We start from the raw sequence: 22,200 nt of genomic DNA on the forward strand, positions 1-22,200 counted from the left end.
TCTTCATCAGACCCTGCGACGAAGCTGGTGGTCGATATGCGGACGCCAAAGCCTTTCAGATCGGTATCATATTCAAGGGCTGGAAGTCGGCCTGCGGAGATGACATCGACGGTTCGTTTTGAAAGCTTCGTTGGCATGCCAGGGCCGCAACTCGGTGTCGGTTTGTTCTGCGTGTCGCCACCGTGTCGCCACCGTGACGGAAATTAGAGGACACCCGTGAGCTTACAAAGTCAAATAAATAGTGCAGATTCAATAGCTTATGACACGCGAGGAAACGTGAGGCATCGCCAGGAAACGCGTCTGATTGTACTCATAACCTGAAGGTCATAGGTTCAAATCCTATCCCCGCAACCAAAGTCGACAATGAAAACCCAGCCATCTCAATGGATTGCTGGGTTTTCCCTTTTTGGACTGAAGCTTAGCCCGAGCAATATCAATAAGTTAGCTTCGCAGGTTCAAATCACCCGCAACCAATATGGAATCATCGCACATTCGAGCCGTGCCGAAGAGGACGCCGTATCCCTTCGCGGCTCAGGTGGCGCGCCGGAGTGGTCTTTTTTGTTCCTAATCGTAGACGCCGATACTCTTGAGGGGGCGGTAGCGGAAGGGGGACGGTGCCACACTGGGCAGCAGCACGCTCTTCTCGTCGGCAGCATCAGCTGCTTTGCGAAACTTTTCGCCGGCCCCACGCAGTGCCAGACCGAGGTGACGAACGATAAAGTCTAACCACCCGTGCTTCAGCACGTTTTCGGTTCGGCTCATCGACATTGACATGTTAACGTATGGCAGCTCCTCGAAGTTGTCCCGGAGTCTCAGAGGCATTTCACCACACAGTGTCGCCTTTCACTCAGCGAAGACGTCTAGATTGCCTTCATCAAAGCGAAGGCGGTGCGCCAAATACGTCGTCGCAATCCTGTGAGCTATTGAAGTCCTCGCCGGGCTCGATAATCGGTCTCGACCTGGTAGGGAGAGATCTCTCCGAACGCTTGGCGCGCAGCTCAAGGAGACCAAGCAAAATCTCGTCCCTCTCGGCTTCGAGCTCCTCGATGGTGCGCGATCCGACCTCCGCATGGACGCCGTCGACGAGCTTCGTTTGGAGTTCCGGTGTGAGCACCGGCGAGCCGAGGCTCTTCCACGAAGTCGTCATCGGGCCAGCGAATTGCTGAAAGAAGTGCTCGGTGCCGCCGGGGCCTCCGCCGAGGTGATTGAGCATCATGTTGCCCATGATGCCCCAGCGCAGACCTGGACCCCAGGAGAGCGCGTCGTCGACGTCGGCAGCGCTCAGGACATCTTCGGCGATAAGGTAATAGACCTCACGCGCCAATGCGCCCTGCAGGCGGTTGGCGACATGGCCCGGCATCTCTTTGTTGAGCCGTACCGCTTTCTTCCCGATCGACTTGTAGAAAGTAATCGCGCGCTGGATTGTCGCTTCCGAGGTCTTCGCCCCGCCGACCACCTCAACCAGCGGAATCAGTTGCGGCGGATTGAAGGGGTGGCCGATGACGCAGCGCTCCGGATGCGACGCGACGGCCGACTGGATGTCGCTCATCTTGAGTCCGGACGAGCTCGACGCGATGATCACGTCAGGCGGCAACAGCTCGTCGAGCTGCTTGTATAGCTTCTGCTGAAGTCAAGCCGTTCCGGCCTATTCTCCTGGACAAGATCGACGCCTGTCAACGCTTCGGGCGAGATCGGCGGTCAAGGTGAGGTTCGATTGCGATGCTCCGGGCGAGAGGCCAAGCCGTTCGAGCGCCGGCCACGCAGCCTTCACGAACTGCCTCAGCGCGACCTCCGCGTCGGGCGCAATGTCCGTCGCAACGACCTGAAGTCCCTTGGCGAGGAACTGTGCGGCCAGCTCGATCACGCCGGTTTCGATGACGGCAATGCGGTGAATGGTCTTGTCGCTGGTCATGTCGTTCTCCAATGCGATTTCTAGAGTTCAGCGTAGGCGACGCCAGTGAGATTGCCCTGGGCAGCAAGAATCGTGCGCTTGCCGGCGCCATCGAGATCCGCGACATAGAGCAAGCCGGCGAGATCCGTCACGAACATCCGGTTCCCCGTAGCGTCCAGCGCGAGGCCGATGCCTTCCGGATCGGCTCATTCATTCTGCCCAGATTACGCGTCAGTCCGCGACTTTATCGAAGTCACACACCACAAGTGCGGTTTCGGCCAGGCTCACAATGTCGACCCGCAGGTCCGTGGTCGTCCCCTGACCGATAATGCCTTGCAGCGTCAGTTCTCCTCTGAGCGCTTCGATCATCCGTTTCATGCGTCGCTGGTACTTGATGCTCGAGCATTCGTCGTCGTGACTGAACATGTCGCAGGCTGCAATTTGCACTTTATCGATGAATCGCCGGGATCAAAATGAGATGTCCAACATGGGCATCGATTCCTGAAAAGGTGCTGTCGGACCAGGTTGGGAGTGATTTTGGGACAAGGCCGATCGACAATTCTGGCTGGCGCGGTCCGCCGGTCGGGGGCGGTTCGCTCCAGCGTCAGTCCTTGAGCAGCCGCCGCAACAGCTTGCCGGCCGGTGATCGCGGCAACTCGGTAACAAAGCTGACTTCGCGTGGCACCTTGTAGGGCGCCATGTTCTGGCGCGCCCATGCCACGAGCTGGGCTGTGTCCAGTTCGGCGCGCGGAGCCAGGATGACGAAGGCCTTGACCACCTCGCCTTTCGTTGCGTCGGGCACGCCGATCACGGCTGACGCCGTCACGTCGGGGTGCTTGTTCAGTATCGACTCGACCTCTTCCGGGAAGACACTGTACCCGGAGACCTTAATCATCTCCTTGAAGCGTCCCATGAAGGTCAGATAGCCATCGGCATCGAGGCGGCCCATGTCGCCGGTGTGCAGCCAGCCATTGCGCAGCGCCTCGGCGGTCGCATCGGGACGATTGCGGTAGCCTTTGAATACGCCCGGGCCGCGGATCACGATTTCGCCAGGAACGTCCGCTGGCATGTCTGCGCCGGAGTCGGGATCGACGATCCGGATCTCGTTGCCGGGTACCGGCCTGCCATGGGTACCCCAGCGAACCGAAGTGCGCGGCATGAAGGTGTCGACTGTATGGGTCTCGGTCAACCCGTACGCCGCTTCGAAGCTCTCGCAGTTCGGCGCGATGGCCTGCCATTTCCTGGCAAGCGCTTCGGTCCAGTCGATGCCGAAACTGGTCACGGGATTGACGCGGAGGCTCCTCAGAGCGAAGTCGGAAATGTTCGGGAGCTGGGTGATCGCGACGTTCATCGGAGCCACGCTGTACCACCAGCTCACCTGATAGCGATCGATCGCCTGCGCCGTCACCAGCGGGTCGAACCGGTACAGCAACACAGACGTCGCGCCGGCGTAGACCGGTGCATTCACGCCCATCACCATGCCGGCGATATGATAAAGCGGCGCGATCGAGAGCAGGACGTCATCGGTGCCGATCCCGTTGCAGTTCACGGTCGCGGCCGTCTTGAAGATGACGTTGCGATAGGACAGCATCGCGCCCTTGGGCCGACCCGTGCTGCCCGACGTGTAGATCATCAGCGCGGTATCGTTCATGTCGATCGCGACATCGCGGGGCGACGCGCCGCTGGCGGCGACGGCGAGAAAGTCCTCGGTTTCGCCGGCCGCATCGATCGGCGCGGAGCCCGATGCGAACAATTCATCGGGAACGCCGATCGATGGCCGCTCGGGCAGCAGGTCCGGGTAGCGGACCACGAAGACATGCTCGAGCTTCGTCTTGTCGCGGACCTGACCTACGATCGGCAATAGCGGTTCGGCCGCGACGATCACGCGCGCGCCGAGATCGTCGAGCTGGTAGGCGAGTTCGTGCCCCTTGTTCAGCGCCCCGCAGGGCGAGGCAACGGCGCCGATCTTCTGGATGCCGAATTGCGCCATCAGGTATTGCGGACAATTGTTCATGAACAGTGCGACCGGCTCGCCCTTGGCGACGCCGAGCTGTTGCAGGCGCGCCGCGAATGCATCACTCGCGCGGTCGAGCTCGAGGAACGTGATGGCGCGGCCATACCAGATGCAGGCCGGTTTCTCCGGTCTCTCACAGGCATGTCTCCGCAGCATTTCATGCAGCGGTCGTTCGAGGTCGTCGTTGGCAGCGCTCATGGTCATTGTCGCCAGGCTTATGTGCTCATATCGAGACGGAAAGGTGCAAACGGGCCGTTTCAGGAGTTATATTAGGACATTGCTACACTCGGCTTGCCTGATCTGGCTCCAGCGTGCAGGACAGGCGGGAACAGCGCCGCGATCCCCGCCAGGTGGTTGCGGTGAAGTCTGGATTTCGGATTGAGTGAGCGATCTGCATGAGGAATACCAAGATGCGATCCTATCCGCGTCGCGTCAACTTCGAGAGCGGGGACGTCGAGTTTCGGCTGATGGGGCCTGCCGACGAGGCCGCAGTCCTGAAATTTGCCAACGCGCTTGCCGTGCACGACATGCTGTTCCTGCCGCGGAATATCCGCGAGCCGAAGGTGCTCTCGGCGTGGATCAAGGAGATCGAGCGGGGCTCAATCGTCAGCCTGCTGGTGGTCAAGGATGACTTGGTGGTGGGATGCGGCACGATCGTGCGGGACCTCATGTCATGGTCGGCCCATGTCGGCGAGATCAGGACCGTGATCTCCTCGCATGTGCGCGGCACCGGCATCGGACGGGCACTGTCCAATGAGGCATTTGACCTCGCGCTGTCGATGAGCCTCGAGCGCCTGACCGTGCAGATGACATCCGACCAGACCCGCGCGATCGCGATTTTCGAAGCGCTCGGCTTCCGTGCCGAGGCGTTGCTGCGCGATCAGGTGAAAGACCTCAAGGGCGGGACACACGACATCGTCGTGCTTGGCGTCGACGTGGCGGATGTGCAGAAGCTCGAGGCGGGCGGATCGTCCGGAGCGATCGACTAGCACGGGGGCTTACCCGAGGAACGGCTTGGCCATCCTCGCGCCGCTCGTATCCATGACGGCAACGATCGTGGTCACACCGGCTTTCGCCCGGCCGATTTTCGTTCGGCCAGTGTTGCAAAAAATGCAACGGAAATAGGATGCCACGATCATTGATGCAAGGCGCCTTCTCGCCGATGCTGCGCGGGCAAGTTGGTTCACCGCATTGCCTCGCAATCATCTTCTGGAGGTGTCCAGCACTATGACGTCGACCTCTTCTCCTTCCGCAGACCTTCCTGCCCAGGCGGTCGATCCTGCGGCTCACGGCAGGCTTGCGCTATTCGTCGCTGTCCTCATCATCGTTGCCGTCGCCGAGACGATCGGGATCGTCCAGTTCCAGATCGGTCCGGGCAAGGTGCTGCTTCAGCCGATGGTATGGGCGCTGCTGATCGCGGCCGCGTGGGGCCTCGCGGCGCGTTTTCTGCCGGCTGCCATGCGGATCGGGCCCGGCCTGCAGACCTACGCGGGACAGCTGCTCAACGCAGGCCTGCTGCTCTTCGTGATCAAGATGGCTTTCACGGTCGGCGGCGCGCTGCCGGAGGTGCAGAAGGCCGGCTGGGCGTTGATCTTCCAGGAGCTCGGGCACACCTTCGGCACGCTGGTGCTCGGCCTGCCGATCGCGCTCCTGCTCGGCGTCAAGCGCGAAGCGGTCGGTGCGACCTTCTCGATCGGCCGTGAAGGCAACATGGTGATCATCGGCGAGAAATACGGCATGAACTCCGCCGAGGGGCGCGGCGTGCTGGCCGAGTACATCACCGGCACCGTGCTCGGTGCGCTGTTCATCGCGCTGCTGGCCGGCTTCGTCGCTAGCCTGCACATCTTCGATCCGCGGTCGCTCGCGATGGGGGCGGGCGTCGGCTCGGGCAGCATGATGGCGGCCGCGATCGGCACCATCAACGGCCACAACCCGCCCGAGATGGCGAAGGAACTGATTGCGATTGCCTCGGCGGCGAACCTGATGACCGCCGTCCTCGGCTTCTATTTCGCCCTGCTCTTCTCGCTGCCAGTGTGCTCCTGGCTGTATGACAGGCTGGAACCCGTGCTCGGTCGGTTCTCGACCTTCTCGTCGGGAGACCTCGGACCCTCCATCGCCAGTGCCGGCGAGACAAAGCACGGCACGTTCGGCTTCTCTGACTCGCTGCTCGCCTGGATCACCATCGCGGGCGGTGTCCTGATCGGCAATTCGCTTACCTACAGGGTGCCGCTGCTGCAATCGGGGGCGGGTCTGCTGATCGCGCTCGCAGTCGTGCTGCTGGTCGACGTGCTTGCCCGTCTGCTGCCGAAAGTGCCACACATCCTGATCCTGGTCGCGGTCACCACTGTGCTTGGCATTCCTGGCCTGCTGCCGTTCTCCAACGCGATGATCGGCTCGGTCGACAAGTTGAACTTCCTCGCCTTCACGCCCCCCGTGCTGACGCTCGCCGGCTTCTCGGTTGCCAAGGATCTTCCGATCTTCAGGAGGCTGAGCTGGCGTATCGTGGTGGTCTCGCTGACGGCCGCCGCAGGCACGTTCCTCGGCGCGACGATGATCGCCGAATTCTTCCATCGCTAACCCACGAACAGGTGGACCAACGCATGTCAGAGAAGTTTGGAATCGCCGACGATATCTGTGCCCGGATGCTGGATTGGCGTCATGACATCCACGCCAACCCCGAGACGGCGTTTCAGGAGCACCGCACCGCCCGGCTCGTGGCAGATGCGCTGATGGAGATGCAGATTCCGGTCCATCGCGGCCTCGGCGGCACTGGGGTGGTTGGAACGCTGAAGAACGGCGAAGGTCCGACGATCGCGCTGCGCGCCGACATGGACGCGCTTGATCTTCAGGAACTCGGAGACCGCGCCCACAAGTCAACCCGTACCGGCAAGATGCACGGCTGTGGCCATGATGGCCACACCACAATGCTGCTCGGAGCTGCAGTCCAGCTCGCCCGTCACCGGCCGTTCCGCGGCACCGTCCATTTCGTTTTCCAGCCCGCCGAGGAGAATGAAGGCGGCGGCAAGAAGATGGTCGAGGAAGGGCTGTTCAAGTTGTTTCCGGCCGATGCGGTCTACGGGATGCACAATATTCCGAATATCCCGCGAGGAAAATTTGCGATCCGGACCGGCATTGCGACTGCCTTCCTCGATACGTTCGAGGTCGTCGTGACCGGGAGCGGATGCCATGCCGCGACACCGGAGAAGGGCATCGACTCGATCCTGGTGTCGGCCGATCTCGTCTCGGCGCTGCAAGGCATCGTTAGCCGCCGTATCGGCGCAATGGACGCCGCCGTCGTGAGCGTCACCCAGATCCATGGCGGCGACACCTGGAACGTGGTACCTGAAATCGTCACATTGCGCGGCACGGTCAGAACGCTGGACGCCGGGATACAGGATCAGGTCGAGGCCGCCATGAAGCAGGTCTGCACCGGCGTGGCACAAACCCATGGCGCAAGGATCGATCTGCGCTACATGAGAGGCTATCCGGGCGTGATCAACACACCTGCCGAAACCGATGCCGCAGCCTCGGCCGCCGCGAATCTCGTCGGCGTCGAGCAGGTGCAAACCGACATCAAGCCGGCGATGGGATCGGAGGATTTCGCTTTCATGCTGCAGGAGCGTCCCGGCGCCTACATCTGCATCGGCGCGGGCGAGAGCGCCAACGATCCGCCGCTGCACAATCCGTATTACGATTTCAACGACGCCATCCTGCCGCTCGGCGCCGCCTATTGGGTCGAGCTCGTGAAGCAACAATTGCCCGCCGCCTGATGCTTTCGGTCTTCGACATCTTCAAGATCGGCATCGGCCCCTCGAGTTCGCATACGGTGGGGCCGATGCGCGCGGCCGGACAATTCGTCCGTGCGCTGGAGCGCGATGGCCTGCTTTCGAAGACGGTGCGGGTCAGTGCCGATCTCTACGGCTCGTTGGGCGCGACAGGGCGAGGGCATGCGACCGATCTCGGCGTGATCCTCGGCTTGCTCGGTGAAAAACCCGATACGATCGATCCGGCCGACGTAGCGCCGCAGCTTGCGGAGATCCGGCGTTCCGGCGAGTTGCGGCTGCTCAACCTTCACCCGATCCCGTTCCGGCGCGGGCGCGATATCATTTTCCAGCCTGACAGTGCGCTGCCGGAACACCCCAACGGAATTCGCCTTGTGGCGTTCGCGCCCGACGGCAGTCCGCTGGCGGAACGCTATTACTTCTCGATCGGCGGCGGTTTCGTGATCGAGCGCGGCCTGGGCGATGCAGCCGGCGGTGCAGGCGGCGAGCTTCCGATTTGGCCGTATCCGTTCGGCACCGGCGCCGAGCTGGTCGCACGCGCGCAGTCGAGCGGCCGCTCGATCGCCGACATGGTGCTGGCGAATGAGTGCGTTCATCGCACAGACGCAGACGTCCGTGCCGGCCTCCTGAAGATCTGGGAGACGATGAAGCAATGCGTTGACCGCGGCTTCGGCATCGACAACGCCGGCGCGGCCGAACCGTTGCCTGGGCCGCTGAACATTCGCCGTCGCGCACCGGCTCTCTACCGCGAACTGTCGGCTCGCAACAGCGACACTGAGAGCGTCGATCCGCTGGCGGCGATGGATTGGGTCAACGCCTTCGCAATGGCGGTGAATGAGGAGAATGCGGCGCGCGGACGGATCGTGACTGCGCCGACCAACGGCGCCGCCGGCGTGATCCCGGCGGTGCTGCACTACTACGTCAAGTTCTGTCCGGGCGCGACCGACGACGGCGTCGTGACTTTCCTGCTCACCGCGGCTGCGGTCGGCATGCTCTACAAGGCGAATGCCTCGATCTCCGGGGCGGAAGTTGGCTGTCAGGGCGAGGTCGGCGTTGCCTGCTCGATGGCTGCAGGCGGCCTGACGGCCGTGCTCGGCGGTGTGCCGGCCCAGGTCGAGAACGCTGCCGAGATCGGGATGGAGCACAACCTCGGGCTCACTTGCGATCCCGTTGGAGGCCTGGTGCAGATCCCTTGCATCGAGCGTAATGCAATGGGCGCGGTCAAGGCCATCAACGCCGCCCGAATGGCGCTGCGTGGCGACGGCAAGCACTATGTCTCGCTTGACGCCGTCATCAAGACGATGCTGCAGACCGGCGAGGACATGAAGTCCAAATACAAGGAGACGTCGCTGGGTGGGCTCGCGGTCAACGTCGTGGAATGCTGACCAGGAGCACGGCAGCAGGCGAGACACCTCGAGAACGAATTCGGCATTCCTGGATGCGACCCGCGTACGCGCTGCCCAAGGCTGGGGATAGGCGGAGCCGGCCGGCTGCCGTCAACATTGCGAATGATTTTGATTTGAGCAAGACTTTAGGCCCAGGAGGAAGACGACCATGAGCGCTGGAAGGCGCCTGCGAGACGCCGTGCCGGAATGTCAATTGCCGCCGGATTTCGACCAGCATGTATATTCGGCGCAGTTGATTGCTGCCATCATCGCCGAGCTCGGCAAGCAACAGGTTCGGTCATCCGTGGCGCTGGCGGGCACCGGCTTGACCGAGGACCAGCTCGAAGCTCACACGACGCGTATCTCGTACCGGCAGATCGACATCGTGGTTCGCAATGCATTACGGCTGTCGAACGAACCGACCGTTGCACTCCATGCCGGGCAGCGCATGCGGGTGACGGCGCACGGAATGTACGGATATGCGCTGCTGAGCAGCGCGACCTATGACGATGCGCGGCAATTCGCCAATCGATACCTTCGGGTCGTCGGCCCGCTGTGCGATGCGAAATACTCCTATGACGGCGCGGCGGTCGTCTGTGCGTTCGAGCCGTTGCACTGGCCGAATCCGACACAGGACGTGCATCGCTTCGCGGCAGAGTTCGCCCTGTCGTCGCATTTGACGACGATGAAGGACCTGGCGGGCGAGTCTTTCCGCTTCTCACAGATTTCGCTTGCCTATGGCGAACCGGCGCATGCCGGCGCCTACCAGCTCATCTTTGACTGCCCGGTCCTGTTTCGCCAGCGCGGCAACGAGTACAGGTACCAGCTGTCGCAGGCCGATGGGCCGGTGGCGCTGGCGGATTCCCGCACCCACGGCATGGCGCGCGAGATGTGCGAGCAGGTGTTGTCCGAGGTCAATCATGCGGGGGGGATCGCTGCCGATGTCAGGCGGGTCCTGATCGAGCAGCCCGGCAGGTATCCGAACATCGAGACGATCGCCGAGAGGCTTTCGATGCATCCTCGCGCGCTGCGGCGGAAGCTCGAATCGGAAGATACATCGTATCGTGAGCTGCTCGCCGAGGTGCGGACGCGGCTTGCGATCGAATATCTGCGCAAGACCGCGATGACCAACGAGGAGATCGCGAACCGGCTGGGCTATAGCGACGCCGCCAACTTCCGGCATGCCTTCATCCGCTGGACCGGCAAGAGCCCATCCGATTTCCGGGTCTCTTCGCCGAAGTGAAGGCAAAGCGGGCAGGACGACGCTCCGTTTGACCGCTCGTCATACAGCGCTGTCCATAAGTCACCTCCGAACCGGCCTCGTCGAACCTCCTCGCGGGCGAACTCCATGCATAGATTGGTCTTCGACAGTAAGCGCGATGGCTGATCAAGGAGTAGGGGACGCGTCGGGCGCTGATCGTTTCTGCTCGGGGGCGTCCTCCGAACCTCAGCTGCGCCGCACGCCGCTGTGGTGCCCCCCGGTTCGGGCGCCTCGAGACTGGCCGCGCATCTCACCCGAGGGCGCGGCCTTTTTCGTGCGCGCGATGGAGGCGGCAGGCGCCGCCTCGCCGTCAGCGGATCAGGCCAGGATCTTGCTTTCGCGCATACCGGCGATGGCCGCGTCATCGTAACCGGCCTCGCGCAAGATCTGCGTGCTGTGCTCGCCGACCGCGGGCGCCTTGCGCGGCTTCACCTTGGTCGCGCCGTCGACAAAGAACGGACTGTCGATGGTCAGCATCTCGTCGTTCTCGAACGGCACCAGCACGCCGGCCGACAGCATCTGCCGGTCGGCGGACAGGGCGCCCATCTCGGCGACGCACTCGAACACGATACCGACTTCGTCGAGGCGCGCCCGCCATTCGTCCCGGTCCCGTGTCGCGAAGGCCGCGTCGAACAGGGCGATCAGTTCTGCGGAACGGGCGAAGCGATCGGCCTGCTTGGCAAAGCGAGGATTAGCGAGCAGGTCATCGAGGCCCAGGCATTTCACGACGGTCGGAAAGTCGCGCTGCTCGTTGACGATCGCCAGCAGCAGCCACCGGCCGTCGCGGCAGCGGTAGTAGCAGCCAAGCGCATTGAACAGATTCTCGCGCGGCGGCCGCGGCGTGAACGTCGCCCCGCACAGCGCCGCCTGCGCCATGATGCCGTTCGACCAGACGCCGTTGGCGAGCAGGGACGAGCCGACCTGGGTGCCGCGGCCGGTGCGCTCGCGCTGATACAGCGCCACCGCGATGGCTGCGAACAGCGAGACGCCCGACGGGTGATCGCCCATGCCGGCGAGCGCCCGCGCCGGCGGCGTGCTGGCGTCGCTCCGCACCATGTCCATCAGGCCTGAACGCGCCCAGTAGGCCGTGACGTCGAAGCCCGGCTTTCCCGCCTCGTCGCCGATCTCACCGTAGCCGGTGAAGGATGCGTAGATTAGCCGATCGTTCGCCGCGGCAAGTCGCTCGTAGCTGATCGCGAGCTTCCTGCGGACGGCGAGCGGATAATTGGTGATGAAGACATCGGCGGTGGAGGCCAGACGATGCAGCACCGCCTGGCCCTCCGGCTTCGATAGATCGAGCGCAAGGCCGCGCTTGTTGCGGTTGTCGAGCAACCAGCCATAGGGCTGGTCGGATCTCGGCATGCCCGGCAGCTTCGGCACCTGACGGAACGCGTCCCCTGCGCCGGGCGGTTCGATCTTGATCACGTCGGCGCCGAAGTCTCCCAACAGTGTCGCCGCGGTTGGCGCGGCGATGAAGCTGCCGCAGTCGATGACCTTCAAACCTTGGAAGATGCTCATGTGAGTCCGTCTCCGCTTGATGCCCGAGGATCGCCGCAGGCGCGTCTGGGTTCTGAAAGATGGCGACCGCCTGTGGCTGCGCGCGTGCAGCCGCGAGCCGACTAGGTCCGATCCCCGCCGTTGCGTGCCGCCAGCACGTGCAACAGGGCCACCTGCGTGTCGTCGCGGTCACGCTCCATCCGCGGGATCGGTGTCTTGCCGAAAGACGCCGCAGCCTGGTCGATGATCTTGCGCTGTAGCGCCTCGTCGAGATCGACCTGCGGGATCACCTTGAACGACGCGGCCATGTTCTTGCCGAGGTGCTGGAAGAACGATTCGAGCCCCTTCGGTCCGCCGCCCATGTGGAACGAGCTGAACGGCCCGTTGACAGCCCAGCGCAGTCCGATAGAGCTGGTGACGATGTCGTCGAGCTCGTCGACCGTGACGACACCTTCCTGCACGAGATAGCAAGCCTCGCGCATGATCGCGCGCTGCAGCCGGTTGGCGACAAAGCCCTGAATCTCCTTCTTGAGCACGCGCGGCACCTTGCCGAGCGCCTCGTAGAAGGCCACGGCATCGGCGGTGGCCTGCGGATCGGTTTGTTCCCCGGGAACGACCTCGACGAGCGGGATCAGATGCGGCGGGTTGAAGGGATGGCCAACCAGCAGCCGGCTCGCATCCTTCATCTCTCGCCCCTGCTCGGTGGCCGGCCGCGCCGAGCTCGACGACAATAGCAACGCATGCTTCGGTGCCGCCGCCTCGATCTGCGCCCAGAGCTGCTGTTTCCATTCGGGCTTCTCCGGACCGTTCTCCTGCACGAGGTCGGCACCGGCGACGGCGCGCGCGAGGTCCGGCTCGAAGCGCAGGTTGCGTTCCAACCCCTCGTGCGGCAGGCCGAGCTTCAGCAATGTCGGCGCGATCTTGATCAGGGCATCCCTGACCGTGGCCTCGATGCCGGGTTGCGTATCGTTGATCACGACATTGAGCCCGTGCGCGAGAAGCAGCGCTGCCCAGGAGGAGCCGATGACACCGGCGCCGATGACGCACACATTGCGATAGCGGTTGAGCACCGCGACGCGATCTGCGGATAATGGCATGGCTTTCTCCGAGGTGGCCGCTTATCGCGGCTGATCGAGATAGTTGTGGCAGCGCTTGGCGCGGGACAGCGTCAAGTCGGTCATGATGTGGCTGCACGCGACGATCTCGCGCACCGGAAAGTCGGCCATCGGGGCCAATGCATGGGCGAACAGCTCCAGACGAGCCGGGCCGGTCCAGGCGCCCTTGACGGTGATGTCGGTGATCTCGGAGCGCAACAGTTCGCAGATGCGCGGCTCGCCCGCCGGCTTCGGACTGTCATAGGTCCACAGGATCTTCAGCATGAAGGTCGGTACACAGATCTCGGCCTTTGCTTTTTCGAGATCCAGCGCGCGGTGCTTGTAGCCCATCGTCGCAGTGGCCACGCGCAAGCTGCCGTAATCCATCGTGCCGACCAGCGTGTCGGAATCGACGTAGAGCTTCGGCTTGCCGATCACCTTGGGATAGCCGCTGATTTCGCGGCCGGACGCCAGCGCCGGCAGATTGTCGAGGTACATCGCGTGAAGGTACTCGCCCTTCTCGTCGCCGTAGCGAACCTGGACGGCCTGACCGCATTCGGTGTAGTCGCCGAGACCGGAGGTGTCGGGCATTCGCATGATCTCCCAGCGCACCAGCGGATCATCGATCTCCAGCGGCTCGGGAACGACGGCGCGCAACGCCTCGATGTCGGTGCGATACAGGATGTTGAGGTATTCGCGGTTGTTGAAGCGAAACGGTCCGCGGGGAAATGCCGGGGCGCCGATTGGCGTCGTCAGCTGCTTGAGAACGTCTTCCCGTCGCATCCGCTCCTCCCTTGATAGCTTGTCGTGGCCTGTGTGGGGCCTCCGGCTCCGTGCCGGTTGTCGAGCAAGGCATCGCGAGCCTAGCGATCTCGGCCAGCGGAGAAAGGTGCGATTGGACCGCCGACCGGGTGACTTCCGGACGCGGATTGCGGCGCGCGCCGCGCGCGGATACGCGATTATTGCGTCGCGTGCGGGATCGGGCTTACGTTGGAGCGATCATCAATCGTGGAGCAGGAATGCGCGGAATGCCAGGGACATGCGGTTGCAATGACTAGGCAAGAGTCGCACGCAACCCAATCGCCCAGCCGAATGCTCCCTGGCTTTGCGCAGCGGATATTCCCGCCGCATTCGATCGCAGCTATCGCGGCCGAGCTTCGCGCGCAGGGCATTGATCCATCTGAGGTTCTCGACGGCACCGGGCTTGTCATCGCGCAGCTTGAGTCGCATACGACGCGAATATCCTATCGACAGCTCGACACGGTGATCCGCAACGCGCTGCGGCTGACAAGAGACCCTGCCATCGCGTTGCGTTCCGGAGCACGAATGCATGTCACCGCCTATGGCATGTACGGATACGCCCTGCTGAGCAGTGCAACGCACGCGGAGGCGCGCGACTTCGCTGCGCGATACATCCGCGTGGTGGGTCCGTTCTGCGATTTCGGTCTCTCTTATGCTGGCGAGACGGTGGTGGCCACGTTCCAGCCCATGCACTGGCCGAATCCGACCGAGAGCGTGCATCGCTTCGCGGTTGAGTTCGCACTGGCCGCGCATCTGACGACCGTTCGCGACCGTTCCGGTCAGGGCTTCGGGTTTTCGCGCGTGCTGGTCGACTACGCAACGCCGCCGTCCGCCGCGGCGTATCGTGATCTCTTCGGGTGCCCGGTGCTGTTCAATCAGCATCATTGTGGATACGAATACGCGCGCAACGACGGCCCGCGGGCGCTGGCAAATCCGCGTACCCATGCCATGGCGCGGGAGATGTGCGAGGAGATCCTAAGCGAGGTGAACCGCGCCGGCGGCGTTGCTGCCGATATCCGCCGGATACTGATTGAGCAGCCGGGTCGCTATCCGAGCATCGAGGCGATCGCCGAGCAACTCGATATCTATCCCCGCGCGCTGCGGCGCAGGCTCGAGGCGGAGGGAACCTCATATCGCAGCCTGCTTTCCGAGGTGCGCATGCGGCTCGCGATCGAGTATCTGCGCAGGACGCGCATGACCAATGAGGAAATCGCAAGCCGCCTCGGCTACAGCGACGCGGCCAACTTCCGCCACGCCTTCTTGCGCTGGACCGGCAGGAATCCATCCGAATTCCGCGGCGACGAGGGTCTTTGACCCCGAGATATCCAGGGGGCTTCGCCGGCTGTGTCCGTAGTTCACCGCCAAACTGGTTCAATCGAACCTTTTGCGCGGCCGAAGCGGGCGTAAGCTCGGCGCCGTGGTTGCGCTCGCGATCGCGTTCTCCCAACCTGGACCGCCCTCCCTCGGCGGTCTTTTTTTGGCGGTCTTGTCCGGAACTCACCTGCAAACGGACCAATCGAACCTTCCGCTGCCGGGTCCGGCTCACTAGCCTCACGGCAGCTTGCGGGGGTCAGATTGCGGGGCCCGAAGCAGGCGCGGAAGGCGGACGAGGACGCTCGTGTATCACCCGTCACCAAATCTTCTGCAGTGTCTTTATTCGCCGCAGCGGATCGCCGCGGTGGTGGACGTCCTAGTCGAGGAGGGGATCTCAGCGTCGCGCGCGCTCGGCGCGATCAATTTGAGGCGTGCTGACCTCAGGGATTCGTCGGTGCGCGTCTCCTATCGGCAGGTCGAAACGGTCTTTCGCAATGCGATGCGGCTGTCGCGGAATCCGGCGATTGCGTTTCGCGCCGGAGAACGAATGCATGTCATGGCTTACGGCATGTACGGATATGCCATGCTGAGCAGCCCGACGCGGGCCGGAGTCATCGACTTTGCGGCCAAGTATGGTCGGATCCTCGGAACGGTCGCCGACATCGACTTCACCCGCAAGGGCGATACGGTGAGCTGTCTGCTCGAGCCCCTGCTGTCGCGCGATCCGGCCGATGACGTCTATCGGTTCGCGCTCGAGTTCGCCTTTGCGACCTATCAGACGCTGAGCCGCGACGTCTATGGCAGTTCGTTCCGCTTCTCGAAGCTTAGCGCCGCCTATGCGTCGCCGCCGCACGCCGGGACCTACGACCGCATCTTCCAGTGTCCGGTCGAGTTCGGCCAGCGCAGGAACGCGCTGGAATTCGACACGGCCTGGATCGACCGTCCGGCGGTCTGCCCCGACGAGATGACCAGGGCGATGGCAGGCCGAATCTTTGATCAGCTTCTCGATCCTGTCGCGCGGGCCGACGGTCTTGCCGCCGACATCCAACGACGGCTCGTCGAGCATCCCGGCCGCTTCCCGAGTATCGAGGCGATGGCGGCGGAGCTTGCAATCCATCCACGGACGTTCCGCCGCAGGCTGCAGCTGCAGCGGAAAACCTACCGGCAGATCGTCTCCGAGGTCCGCATGCAGCTCGCGGTCGCCTATCTGCGCAACACGCAAATGACCAATGACGAGATCGCGGCGCGGCTTGACTACAGCGACGCGGCGAACTTCCGCCACGCCTTTGTCCGCTGGACCGGCAAAAGCCCGTCGGACTTCCGCGATGGCCGGGCGCCAGGCATCGCAGCAGGCGTGCAAGATTCATTGGCGGATGTCCCAAACTAACCGGTCAAGCGGGCCAATTGCACCTTTTACGGATCTGACCTGCTCGATAGCGTTTTGAGACCAAGAAGATGCGCGGTTGCGCGATCGGGGTCTGCATGGCGCCGCTCGCGGCGCCGGGCAGCAATCATAAAATGTCGGGTCGTGCGGGACGCATCGTGTGATCCGGGAGGGGACATTCTGACATGAATACGGTCGTCGATCGCTCTGCGCCGCCGTCGCAATTGCTGCTCGCGCTCGAGGTGCGCGGGATCTGGGAGCTACAGGCATTCTTCGCCAGCTATCCGCTGCTGCGCCGCGCGCCGCGCGGCGACGGCCATCCGGTCCTCGTGCTGCCGGGGCTCTCCGCCAGCGATATCTCGACGCGGCCGTTGCGCGCCTACCTGAAGGCGCAAGGCTATGCGGTGCATGGCTGGAAGCTCGGACCCAATCGCGGACCGCGGCCCGGCATCGAGGCCGCCATGGACGCAAGGCTCGCCGAGCTCGCCGAGCGATACGATCGCAAGGTCAGCCTGATCGGCTGGAGTCTTGGCGGTGTCTTCGCGCGCGAGATTGCACGGCGTGCGCCCGATCTGGTCCGCCAGGTGATCACGCTCGGCAGCCCGTTCGCCAACGAGCCGAAGGCCAGCAATGCCTGGCGTCTCTACGAGATCCTGAGCGAGCGCCAGGTCGACGACTGGCCCGACAGGGACATCATGAAGTCACCGCCGCCGGTACCGAGCACGGCGATCTACTCGCGCACCGACGGCATCGTCTCCTGGTGGGGGTGCCGCGAGCAGGATGCCGATCAGACCCAGAACATCGAGGTCGAAGGCAGTCATTGCGGGCTCGGGCACAATCCGGCCGTGCTCTATGCGATCGCAGATCGTCTCGCGCTCGGGGAGGGCGAATGGTCGCCGTTCGATCGCAGCGGTCTCCGCGGCATGGTGTACCCCGATCCGAATCGCGCCGATGACAGCGTCGCCCTGTTTCGGCCGGGCTGGCCGGCGGCTTGACGCGCAGGTCCACGGGGCGGCGTTCGCCGCTCCCCGCCACGCAACATAAGCAGGCAACAGAGGGAGGACGCCGATGGGGACCGACAACAGGCAATCCGACGCAGCCGGCATCGGCGCGATGCCGTGGCTCGGCGATTTGAAGAAAATGACGGAGAAGTTCGCGCTGCCCGGTTTTGATATCGCTGCAATGGTCGAGTGGCAGCGCAAGGACATGGAGGCGGTGGCGGAGGCGAATCGGCAGGCCTACGAAGGCGTGCAGGCGCTGGTCAGCCGGCGCAACGAGATTCTGCAGGAGACGCTCGCGCAGTGGCAGGCGGCGATGCAGGGCTTCGCAAGCGGTGAAGGCATCACGAAGCAGACTGAGACCGCAAGACAGCAGGTCGAGAAGGCGGTCGCGGATTTCCGTGAGCTGTCGCAGCTGGAAGCCCAGGCGCGCAACAACGCCTGGAAGGTCATGCAGGACCGCATGCAGGAGAACTTCGCGAATCTTCAGAAGCTGTTGCAGCCGAAATAGTTCGGCCCATGTGAGGCGCCAACCATCGGGGGATAGCCATGAGTCTGGCCAAGTTGCAGGACTTGACGGGCCGCGTCGCGCTCGTCACGGGCGGATCGCGAGGTCTCGGTCTTCAGGTCGCCGAGGTGCTGGGCGAGCTCGGGGCCAAGGTCGCAATCACCGCGCGCAAGCAGGATGAGCTCGATGCCGCGGCGGCTCACCTCGCAGGGCTTGGCATCGATGCGCTTCCGGTGGTTTGCGACATGGGCAGGCTGGAGACGATCCCGCCGATGATCGAGCAGGTCGTGGCCGCGCTGGGGCCGATCGACATCCTCGTCAACAATGCCGGTACGTCCTGGGGTGCCGCCACGATCGAGCACACGCTCGACGGCTGGAACAAGGTGATCAACCTGAATGTAACCGCGATCTTCATCGCCACCCAGGAGGTCGGTCGTCGCTGCATGGTGCCGCGGCGAAGCGGCAAGGTGATCAACATCGCGTCGATCCAGGGCCTCACCGGCTGCTACCCGGAAGGTACCCCGACGCTGGCCTACAACACGAGCAAGGGCGCGGTCGTCAACCTGACCCGCACGCTCGCCAATGAATGGGCGCCGCTCGGCATCAATGTCAACGCGATCGCGCCAGGTTATTTCCCGACCAAGATGACCGCGCAACTCGACCAGAGCGCGACCGCCCATATGGCGCCAATGAATCGCGAGGGCGGCCCCGAAGACCTCAAGGGCATCGCGGCGCTGCTCGCCTCCGATGCCTGTGCATTCATTACCGGCCAGACCATCGCGGTCGATGGCGGCGTGACCGCCGTCTGATCCGAGAGACCACAGAAGGGAGACATCTCATGACCGACATGCCCTGGATCCGATCCTATCCCGACGGGGTGCGCTGGGACATCGAGATCGCTGCCGGACCCGTGCAGAAGATACTGGGGGATGCCGTCGCCAAATGGCCGGATCGTCCGGCGATCGATTTCATGGGCAAGCGGATCTCCTATGCCGAGCTCGGGCGGCTCACCGATCGCGTAGCCAAGGGCCTGCAGCTTCTTGGCGTGAAGCCGGGCGTTCATGTCGGCCTCTATCTCCCCAACACGCCGCACTACATCATCTCGTTTTTCGGCATCCTCAAGGCAGGTGGCACCGCGGTCAATTATTCGCCGCTGGATGCCGCCAAGGTGCTCGAACACAAGATAGAAGACAGCAAGACCGATATCCTGATCACGCTCGACATGGTTTCGCTCTATCCGCAGATGGCGGCGATGCTGGGCAAGACAAGATTGAAGAAGTTGGTGGTCGGTTCGCTCGGCGAGATCACGGCCGACCCCGACACCGTCGTCAACCAGATGAAGGCCACCAAGCAGCTCAGCGAGGTCGCTTGGGACGATCATCACATCAGCTTCGGCCAGCTGACCCATAATGATGGAGTCTACCAGGCCTATCCGATCGACAATCCGCGCGAGGCGATCGCCGTGCTGCAATACACCGGCGGGACCACGGGCCTGCCGAAGGGGGCGATGCTCACCCACGCCAACCTGACCAGCGCGTGCCAGCAGTACCGGGCGACGACAGCCGGCTCGCCGCCGGTGCTGGTCGACGGGCAGGAGCGCTTCCTGGCCGTTCTGCCGCCGTTCCACATCTACGCGCTCTCAGTGAACGTGCTGTTCGGCGTCCTGATGGGCGCGGAGATCATCCAGCACGTCCGCTTCGATCCGAAAGCCGCGCTCGAGGAAATCTCGGCGAAGTCGGTCAGTGTGTTCTGCGGGGTACCGACCATGTTCACCGCGCTGATCAACCATCCGGAGACGCCGAAGCATAGCCTGCGCGCGCTGAAATACTGCGGATCCGGCGGAGCGCCGTTGCCGCTCGAGGTGGCGCAGCAATTCGCCTCGATCACCGGCTGCAATTTGAGCGAGGGCTGGGGCATGACCGAGACCTCGCCGAGCGGCACCTACACGCCGGCGCAGCATGGCGCCATGCGCAAGGCCGGCTCCTGCGGCATGCCGATGCCCGGAATTGTCATCAAGTTCCTCAACGTCGACGACAGTAGCGGATATGTCCCGCTCGGCGAGCGCGGCGAAATCTGCATCAAGGGCCCGAACGTGATGAAGGGCTACTGGAACAAGCCGGACGCCACCGCCGAGGTGACGACAGCGGACGGCTACCTGCGCACGGGCGACGTCGGTTACATGGATGAGGATGGCTTCATCTTCATCGTGGACCGCACCAAGGACATGCTGCTGTGCAGCGGCTACAACGTGTATCCGCGTGTGCTCGAAGAGGCGATCTACAAATATCCGGCGGTCGAGGAGGTCGCCGTGATCGGCATCCGCGATGAATATCGCGGCCAGTCGCCGAAAGCCTTCATCAAGCTGAAGGCGGATGCCAAGCCGTTCAAGCTGGAAGAGCTGCAGGCGTTCCTGAAGGACAAGCTCGGCAAGCACGAGATGGTACAGGCGCTCGAAATCCGCGCCGAGTTGCCGAAGACCGCGGTTGGCAAGCTTTCGAAGAAGGAGCTGTACGACGAGGAGGAGCGGGCGGCCCGGGCGCAGGCCTGAGCTCGCCTGCGCGAGCCGGATCGGCAGCGGCGGGCAGGAATCGGGCTCGGCCGCAATGCAATGACCGCGACGCGCCAGATATATCGGCACACGGTCATCAAGACGGCAGTCGCCGTCAAAACGACATGGGAGGGAAGAATGGATCAACTTAGCAGCATGGATGCATCGTTCCTGCATCTCGAGACGCCGGAGACGCCGATGCATGTCGGCAGCCTGATGATCTTCGATCTCCCCGAGGGCTACCAGGGCGACTACTACGAGGATGTCAAGGAGATGCTTGGCAAGCGTCTCCATCTCTCAGGATTGCTGAACCGCAAGCTGGCGCAGATGCCATTCCAGCTCGCCGAACCGGTCTGGATCGAAGACGTTGATATCGAGCTCGATTATCATGTGCGGACCGTCACCTTGCGACGGCCAGGCACCATGGCGCAGCTCGAGCAACTGGTCGCGCGGCTGCACGCCTCGCTGCTCGACCGCAGCCGTCCGCTGTGGGAGATGTATGTCATCGATGGCCTCGAGAACGGCCAGGTCGCGTTCTACACCAAGGCGCATCACAGTGGCGTCGACGGCAAGGCCGGCGTCGAACTCGCCAAGGTGCTCTATGACGTCTCGCCCAAGATGCGTGAGGTGCCACCGCCGCGGCGCAAGCGCGCCACCGTGCAATACCAGCTCGGCGTGACCGAGCTGTTGCAGGCGGCGGCCAACAACGCGGCCCAGCAATATCGCAAGCTCGCGGAGCTGCTGCCGACGGCGGCCAAGGCGCTCGGCACGGCCGCGACCGTGATGGCCAGCCAACGGTCGCAGAAGGGGGAGCGTTCGCTCAGCCTCGGGCTGGCGCCGAAGACGGTGTTCAACGACTCCATCACCAACCAACGCTCCTACAGCACGATGTCGCTTCCGCTCGCCGACATAAAGGTTCTAGGCAAGCGTGTCGGCGGCACCGTCAACACCATTGTCATGGCGATGTGCAGCATCGCGCTGCAACGCTTCCTCGCCGAGCGCGGCCTGCTGCCCAAGGAAGCCCTGATCGCGATGGTGCCGGTCAGCCTGCGTGCCGAAGGCGATAAGGCAATGAACAACCAGGTCTCAGCGGTGCGCGTCGACCTGGCGACCGATATCGACGACCTGCCGACCCGCTTCAAGGCGATCCACGCGTCGTCCGAGGCGGCCAAGGCGGTCGTGCGCGAGCTCAAGCCGGTACTCGGCGTCGATGTGCCGATCACGGGCTCGCCGTGGCTGATGACCGGGCTTGCCTCACTGCTTGGCCGCTCCAACCTCGCCAGCCGCATGCCGGCAGCGGGCAACGTGCTGATCTCCAATGTGCCGGGACCGGGGCAGCACCTCTACATGGCCGGCGCACGGATGGTGCACTATTTCCCGGTTTCGATTCCATATCACGGCAGCGCGCTGAACATTACGGTGCACAGCTATTCCGGCCTGCTCGAGTTCGGCCTGACGGCGTGCCGGCGCGTACTCACGCAGGACGAGTCCTACGAGATGATCGAGCATCTCCGGGCGGCCTTGCGCGAGATCGAAGCCCTGCCGCCGGTCGAGGCCGAGATCGTCGAGCTGACGCCCCAGGCTGCGGCTCAATCGAAGGCGCCATCCGCGGCCGCGCCGTCGGTAACGGTCATCCAGACCGACGAGATGCCGCCGGCTGCCGCAAACGACAAGGCGAGCCGGGCAAGCTAGGCGCCAGGGCCGTCATCGCTTCGCATCGCCC

At 63.6% G+C, this 22,200-nt stretch carries 20 protein-coding genes and 1 pseudogene; 12 read left to right on the forward strand and 9 right to left on the reverse strand.

Annotated elements, in window-relative coordinates:
* Nucleotides 1–564: 564 nt before the first annotated feature.
* The 6 genes and pseudogenes from ACVISU_RS27270 to ACVISU_RS27295 form a co-directional block, all read right to left on the reverse strand.
* Nucleotides 565–774: a hypothetical protein gene (locus ACVISU_RS27270; RefSeq protein WP_456708913.1), complete on the reverse strand. Its 210-nt coding sequence runs from the start codon at nt 772–774 to the stop codon at nt 565–567.
* Nucleotides 775–874: 100 nt separating this feature from the next.
* Entirely contained in the window at nt 875–1,360 is a 486-nt protein-coding gene (locus ACVISU_RS27275; RefSeq protein ID WP_456710906.1) for a 3-hydroxyacyl-CoA dehydrogenase family protein, read from the reverse strand.
* A gap of 15 nt (nt 1,361–1,375) precedes the next feature.
* A pseudogene (locus tag ACVISU_RS27280) lies at nt 1,376–1,615 on the reverse strand (3-hydroxyacyl-CoA dehydrogenase NAD-binding domain-containing protein); the annotation flags it as partial.
* A gap of 30 nt (nt 1,616–1,645) precedes the next feature.
* The gene (locus tag ACVISU_RS27285) at nt 1,646–1,912 is read right to left on the reverse strand and encodes a hypothetical protein (RefSeq protein ID WP_456708914.1); all 267 of its coding nucleotides are present in this window, start codon (nt 1,910–1,912) and stop codon (nt 1,646–1,648) included.
* A gap of 210 nt (nt 1,913–2,122) precedes the next feature.
* A complete protein-coding gene (locus tag ACVISU_RS27290) occupies nt 2,123–2,317 on the reverse strand; it encodes a hypothetical protein (protein ID WP_050400716.1) in 195 nt (64 codons plus the stop codon).
* 178 nt (nt 2,318–2,495) lie between these two features.
* Nucleotides 2,496–4,103, reverse strand: a complete 1,608-nt coding sequence (locus ACVISU_RS27295; protein WP_456708915.1) for an AMP-binding protein — start codon at nt 4,101–4,103, stop codon at nt 2,496–2,498.
* Nucleotides 4,104–4,300: 197 nt separating this feature from the next.
* On the opposite strand from ACVISU_RS27295, the gene ACVISU_RS27300 reads away from it, so the two are divergent.
* From ACVISU_RS27300 to ACVISU_RS27320, 5 genes are all read left to right on the forward strand, one after another.
* Complete coding sequence (locus ACVISU_RS27300) at nt 4,301–4,894, forward strand: N-acetyltransferase family protein (protein WP_456708916.1); 594 nt, start codon at nt 4,301–4,303, stop codon at nt 4,892–4,894.
* 238 nt (nt 4,895–5,132) lie between these two features.
* Entirely contained in the window at nt 5,133–6,482 is a 1,350-nt protein-coding gene (locus ACVISU_RS27305) for a DUF3100 domain-containing protein (RefSeq protein WP_456708917.1), read from the forward strand.
* Nucleotides 6,483–6,505: 23 nt separating this feature from the next.
* A complete protein-coding gene (locus ACVISU_RS27310) occupies nt 6,506–7,675 on the forward strand; it encodes a M20 aminoacylase family protein (RefSeq protein WP_456708918.1) in 1,170 nt (389 codons plus the stop codon).
* Nucleotides 7,672–9,072 carry an L-serine ammonia-lyase gene (locus ACVISU_RS27315; RefSeq protein ID WP_456710907.1) on the forward strand — a complete coding sequence of 467 codons (1,401 nt, stop codon included), beginning with the start codon at nt 7,672–7,674 and terminating at the stop codon, nt 9,070–9,072. The genes ACVISU_RS27310 and ACVISU_RS27315 overlap by 4 nt, the downstream gene beginning before the upstream one ends.
* Nucleotides 9,073–9,241: 169 nt before the next feature.
* Nucleotides 9,242–10,315: an AraC family transcriptional regulator gene (locus tag ACVISU_RS27320; RefSeq protein ID WP_456708919.1), complete on the forward strand. Its 1,074-nt coding sequence runs from the start codon at nt 9,242–9,244 to the stop codon at nt 10,313–10,315.
* Nucleotides 10,316–10,651: 336 nt separating this feature from the next.
* On the opposite strand, the gene ACVISU_RS27325 is transcribed toward ACVISU_RS27320, so the two are convergent.
* The 3 genes from ACVISU_RS27325 to ACVISU_RS27335 form a co-directional block, all read right to left on the reverse strand.
* Nucleotides 10,652–11,851, reverse strand: coding sequence for a CaiB/BaiF CoA transferase family protein (locus tag ACVISU_RS27325; protein WP_456708920.1), 1,200 nt, complete (start codon nt 11,849–11,851; stop codon nt 10,652–10,654).
* 101 nt (nt 11,852–11,952) lie between these two features.
* Complete coding sequence (locus tag ACVISU_RS27330) at nt 11,953–12,927, reverse strand: 3-hydroxyacyl-CoA dehydrogenase NAD-binding domain-containing protein (protein WP_456708921.1); 975 nt, start codon at nt 12,925–12,927, stop codon at nt 11,953–11,955.
* A gap of 21 nt (nt 12,928–12,948) precedes the next feature.
* The gene (locus ACVISU_RS27335) at nt 12,949–13,707 is read right to left on the reverse strand and encodes an acetoacetate decarboxylase (protein ID WP_050400709.1); all 759 of its coding nucleotides are present in this window, start codon (nt 13,705–13,707) and stop codon (nt 12,949–12,951) included.
* 225 nt (nt 13,708–13,932) lie between these two features.
* On the opposite strand from ACVISU_RS27335, the gene ACVISU_RS27340 reads away from it, so the two are divergent.
* The 7 genes from ACVISU_RS27340 to ACVISU_RS27370 all read left to right on the forward strand — a co-directional run bounded on the left by ACVISU_RS27340 (nt 13,933) and on the right by ACVISU_RS27370 (nt 22,169).
* Nucleotides 13,933–15,039, forward strand: a complete 1,107-nt coding sequence (locus ACVISU_RS27340) for an AraC family transcriptional regulator (protein WP_456708922.1) — start codon at nt 13,933–13,935, stop codon at nt 15,037–15,039.
* 364 nt (nt 15,040–15,403) lie between these two features.
* Nucleotides 15,404–16,426: an AraC family transcriptional regulator gene (locus ACVISU_RS27345; protein ID WP_456708923.1), complete on the forward strand. Its 1,023-nt coding sequence runs from the start codon at nt 15,404–15,406 to the stop codon at nt 16,424–16,426.
* Nucleotides 16,427–16,608: 182 nt separating this feature from the next.
* Complete coding sequence (locus ACVISU_RS27350) at nt 16,609–17,418, forward strand: esterase/lipase family protein (protein ID WP_456708924.1); 810 nt, start codon at nt 16,609–16,611, stop codon at nt 17,416–17,418.
* 73 nt (nt 17,419–17,491) lie between these two features.
* Nucleotides 17,492–17,932, forward strand: a complete 441-nt coding sequence (gene phaP / locus ACVISU_RS27355; RefSeq protein ID WP_456708925.1) for a TIGR01841 family phasin — start codon at nt 17,492–17,494, stop codon at nt 17,930–17,932.
* 38 nt (nt 17,933–17,970) lie between these two features.
* Nucleotides 17,971–18,738: an SDR family oxidoreductase gene (locus ACVISU_RS27360; RefSeq protein WP_456708926.1), complete on the forward strand. Its 768-nt coding sequence runs from the start codon at nt 17,971–17,973 to the stop codon at nt 18,736–18,738.
* 29 nt (nt 18,739–18,767) lie between these two features.
* Nucleotides 18,768–20,477: a long-chain-fatty-acid--CoA ligase gene (locus tag ACVISU_RS27365; protein ID WP_456708927.1), complete on the forward strand. Its 1,710-nt coding sequence runs from the start codon at nt 18,768–18,770 to the stop codon at nt 20,475–20,477.
* 138 nt (nt 20,478–20,615) lie between these two features.
* Nucleotides 20,616–22,169, forward strand: coding sequence for a WS/DGAT/MGAT family O-acyltransferase (locus ACVISU_RS27370; RefSeq protein WP_456708928.1), 1,554 nt, complete (start codon nt 20,616–20,618; stop codon nt 22,167–22,169).
* Nucleotides 22,170–22,200 lie beyond the last annotated feature (31 nt).

The organism is Bradyrhizobium sp. USDA 4452, assembly GCF_054063575.1.

Coding starts and splice junctions, on each gene's coding strand:
- ACVISU_RS27270 (WP_456708913.1), bottom strand. CDS start 774: ATGTCAATGTCGATGAGCCGAACCGAAAACGTGCTGAAGCACGGGTGG.
- ACVISU_RS27275 (WP_456710906.1), bottom strand. CDS start 1,360: ATGCCGGGCCATGTCGCCAACCGCCTGCAGGGCGCATTGGCGCGTGAG.
- ACVISU_RS27285 (WP_456708914.1), bottom strand. CDS start 1,912: ATGACCAGCGACAAGACCATTCACCGCATTGCCGTCATCGAAACCGGC.
- ACVISU_RS27290 (WP_050400716.1), bottom strand. CDS start 2,317: ATGTTCAGTCACGACGACGAATGCTCGAGCATCAAGTACCAGCGACGC.
- ACVISU_RS27295 (WP_456708915.1), bottom strand. CDS start 4,103: ATGAGCGCTGCCAACGACGACCTCGAACGACCGCTGCATGAAATGCTG.
- ACVISU_RS27300 (WP_456708916.1), top strand. CDS start 4,301: ATGAGGAATACCAAGATGCGATCCTATCCGCGTCGCGTCAACTTCGAG.
- ACVISU_RS27305 (WP_456708917.1), top strand. CDS start 5,133: ATGACGTCGACCTCTTCTCCTTCCGCAGACCTTCCTGCCCAGGCGGTC.
- ACVISU_RS27310 (WP_456708918.1), top strand. CDS start 6,506: ATGTCAGAGAAGTTTGGAATCGCCGACGATATCTGTGCCCGGATGCTG.
- ACVISU_RS27320 (WP_456708919.1), top strand. CDS start 9,242: ATGAGCGCTGGAAGGCGCCTGCGAGACGCCGTGCCGGAATGTCAATTG.
- ACVISU_RS27325 (WP_456708920.1), bottom strand. CDS start 11,851: ATGAGCATCTTCCAAGGTTTGAAGGTCATCGACTGCGGCAGCTTCATC.
- ACVISU_RS27330 (WP_456708921.1), bottom strand. CDS start 12,927: ATGCCATTATCCGCAGATCGCGTCGCGGTGCTCAACCGCTATCGCAAT.
- ACVISU_RS27335 (WP_050400709.1), bottom strand. CDS start 13,707: ATGCGACGGGAAGACGTTCTCAAGCAGCTGACGACGCCAATCGGCGCC.
- ACVISU_RS27350 (WP_456708924.1), top strand. CDS start 16,609: ATGAATACGGTCGTCGATCGCTCTGCGCCGCCGTCGCAATTGCTGCTC.
- phaP (WP_456708925.1), top strand. CDS start 17,492: ATGGGGACCGACAACAGGCAATCCGACGCAGCCGGCATCGGCGCGATG.
- ACVISU_RS27360 (WP_456708926.1), top strand. CDS start 17,971: ATGAGTCTGGCCAAGTTGCAGGACTTGACGGGCCGCGTCGCGCTCGTC.
- ACVISU_RS27365 (WP_456708927.1), top strand. CDS start 18,768: ATGACCGACATGCCCTGGATCCGATCCTATCCCGACGGGGTGCGCTGG.
- ACVISU_RS27370 (WP_456708928.1), top strand. CDS start 20,616: ATGGATCAACTTAGCAGCATGGATGCATCGTTCCTGCATCTCGAGACG.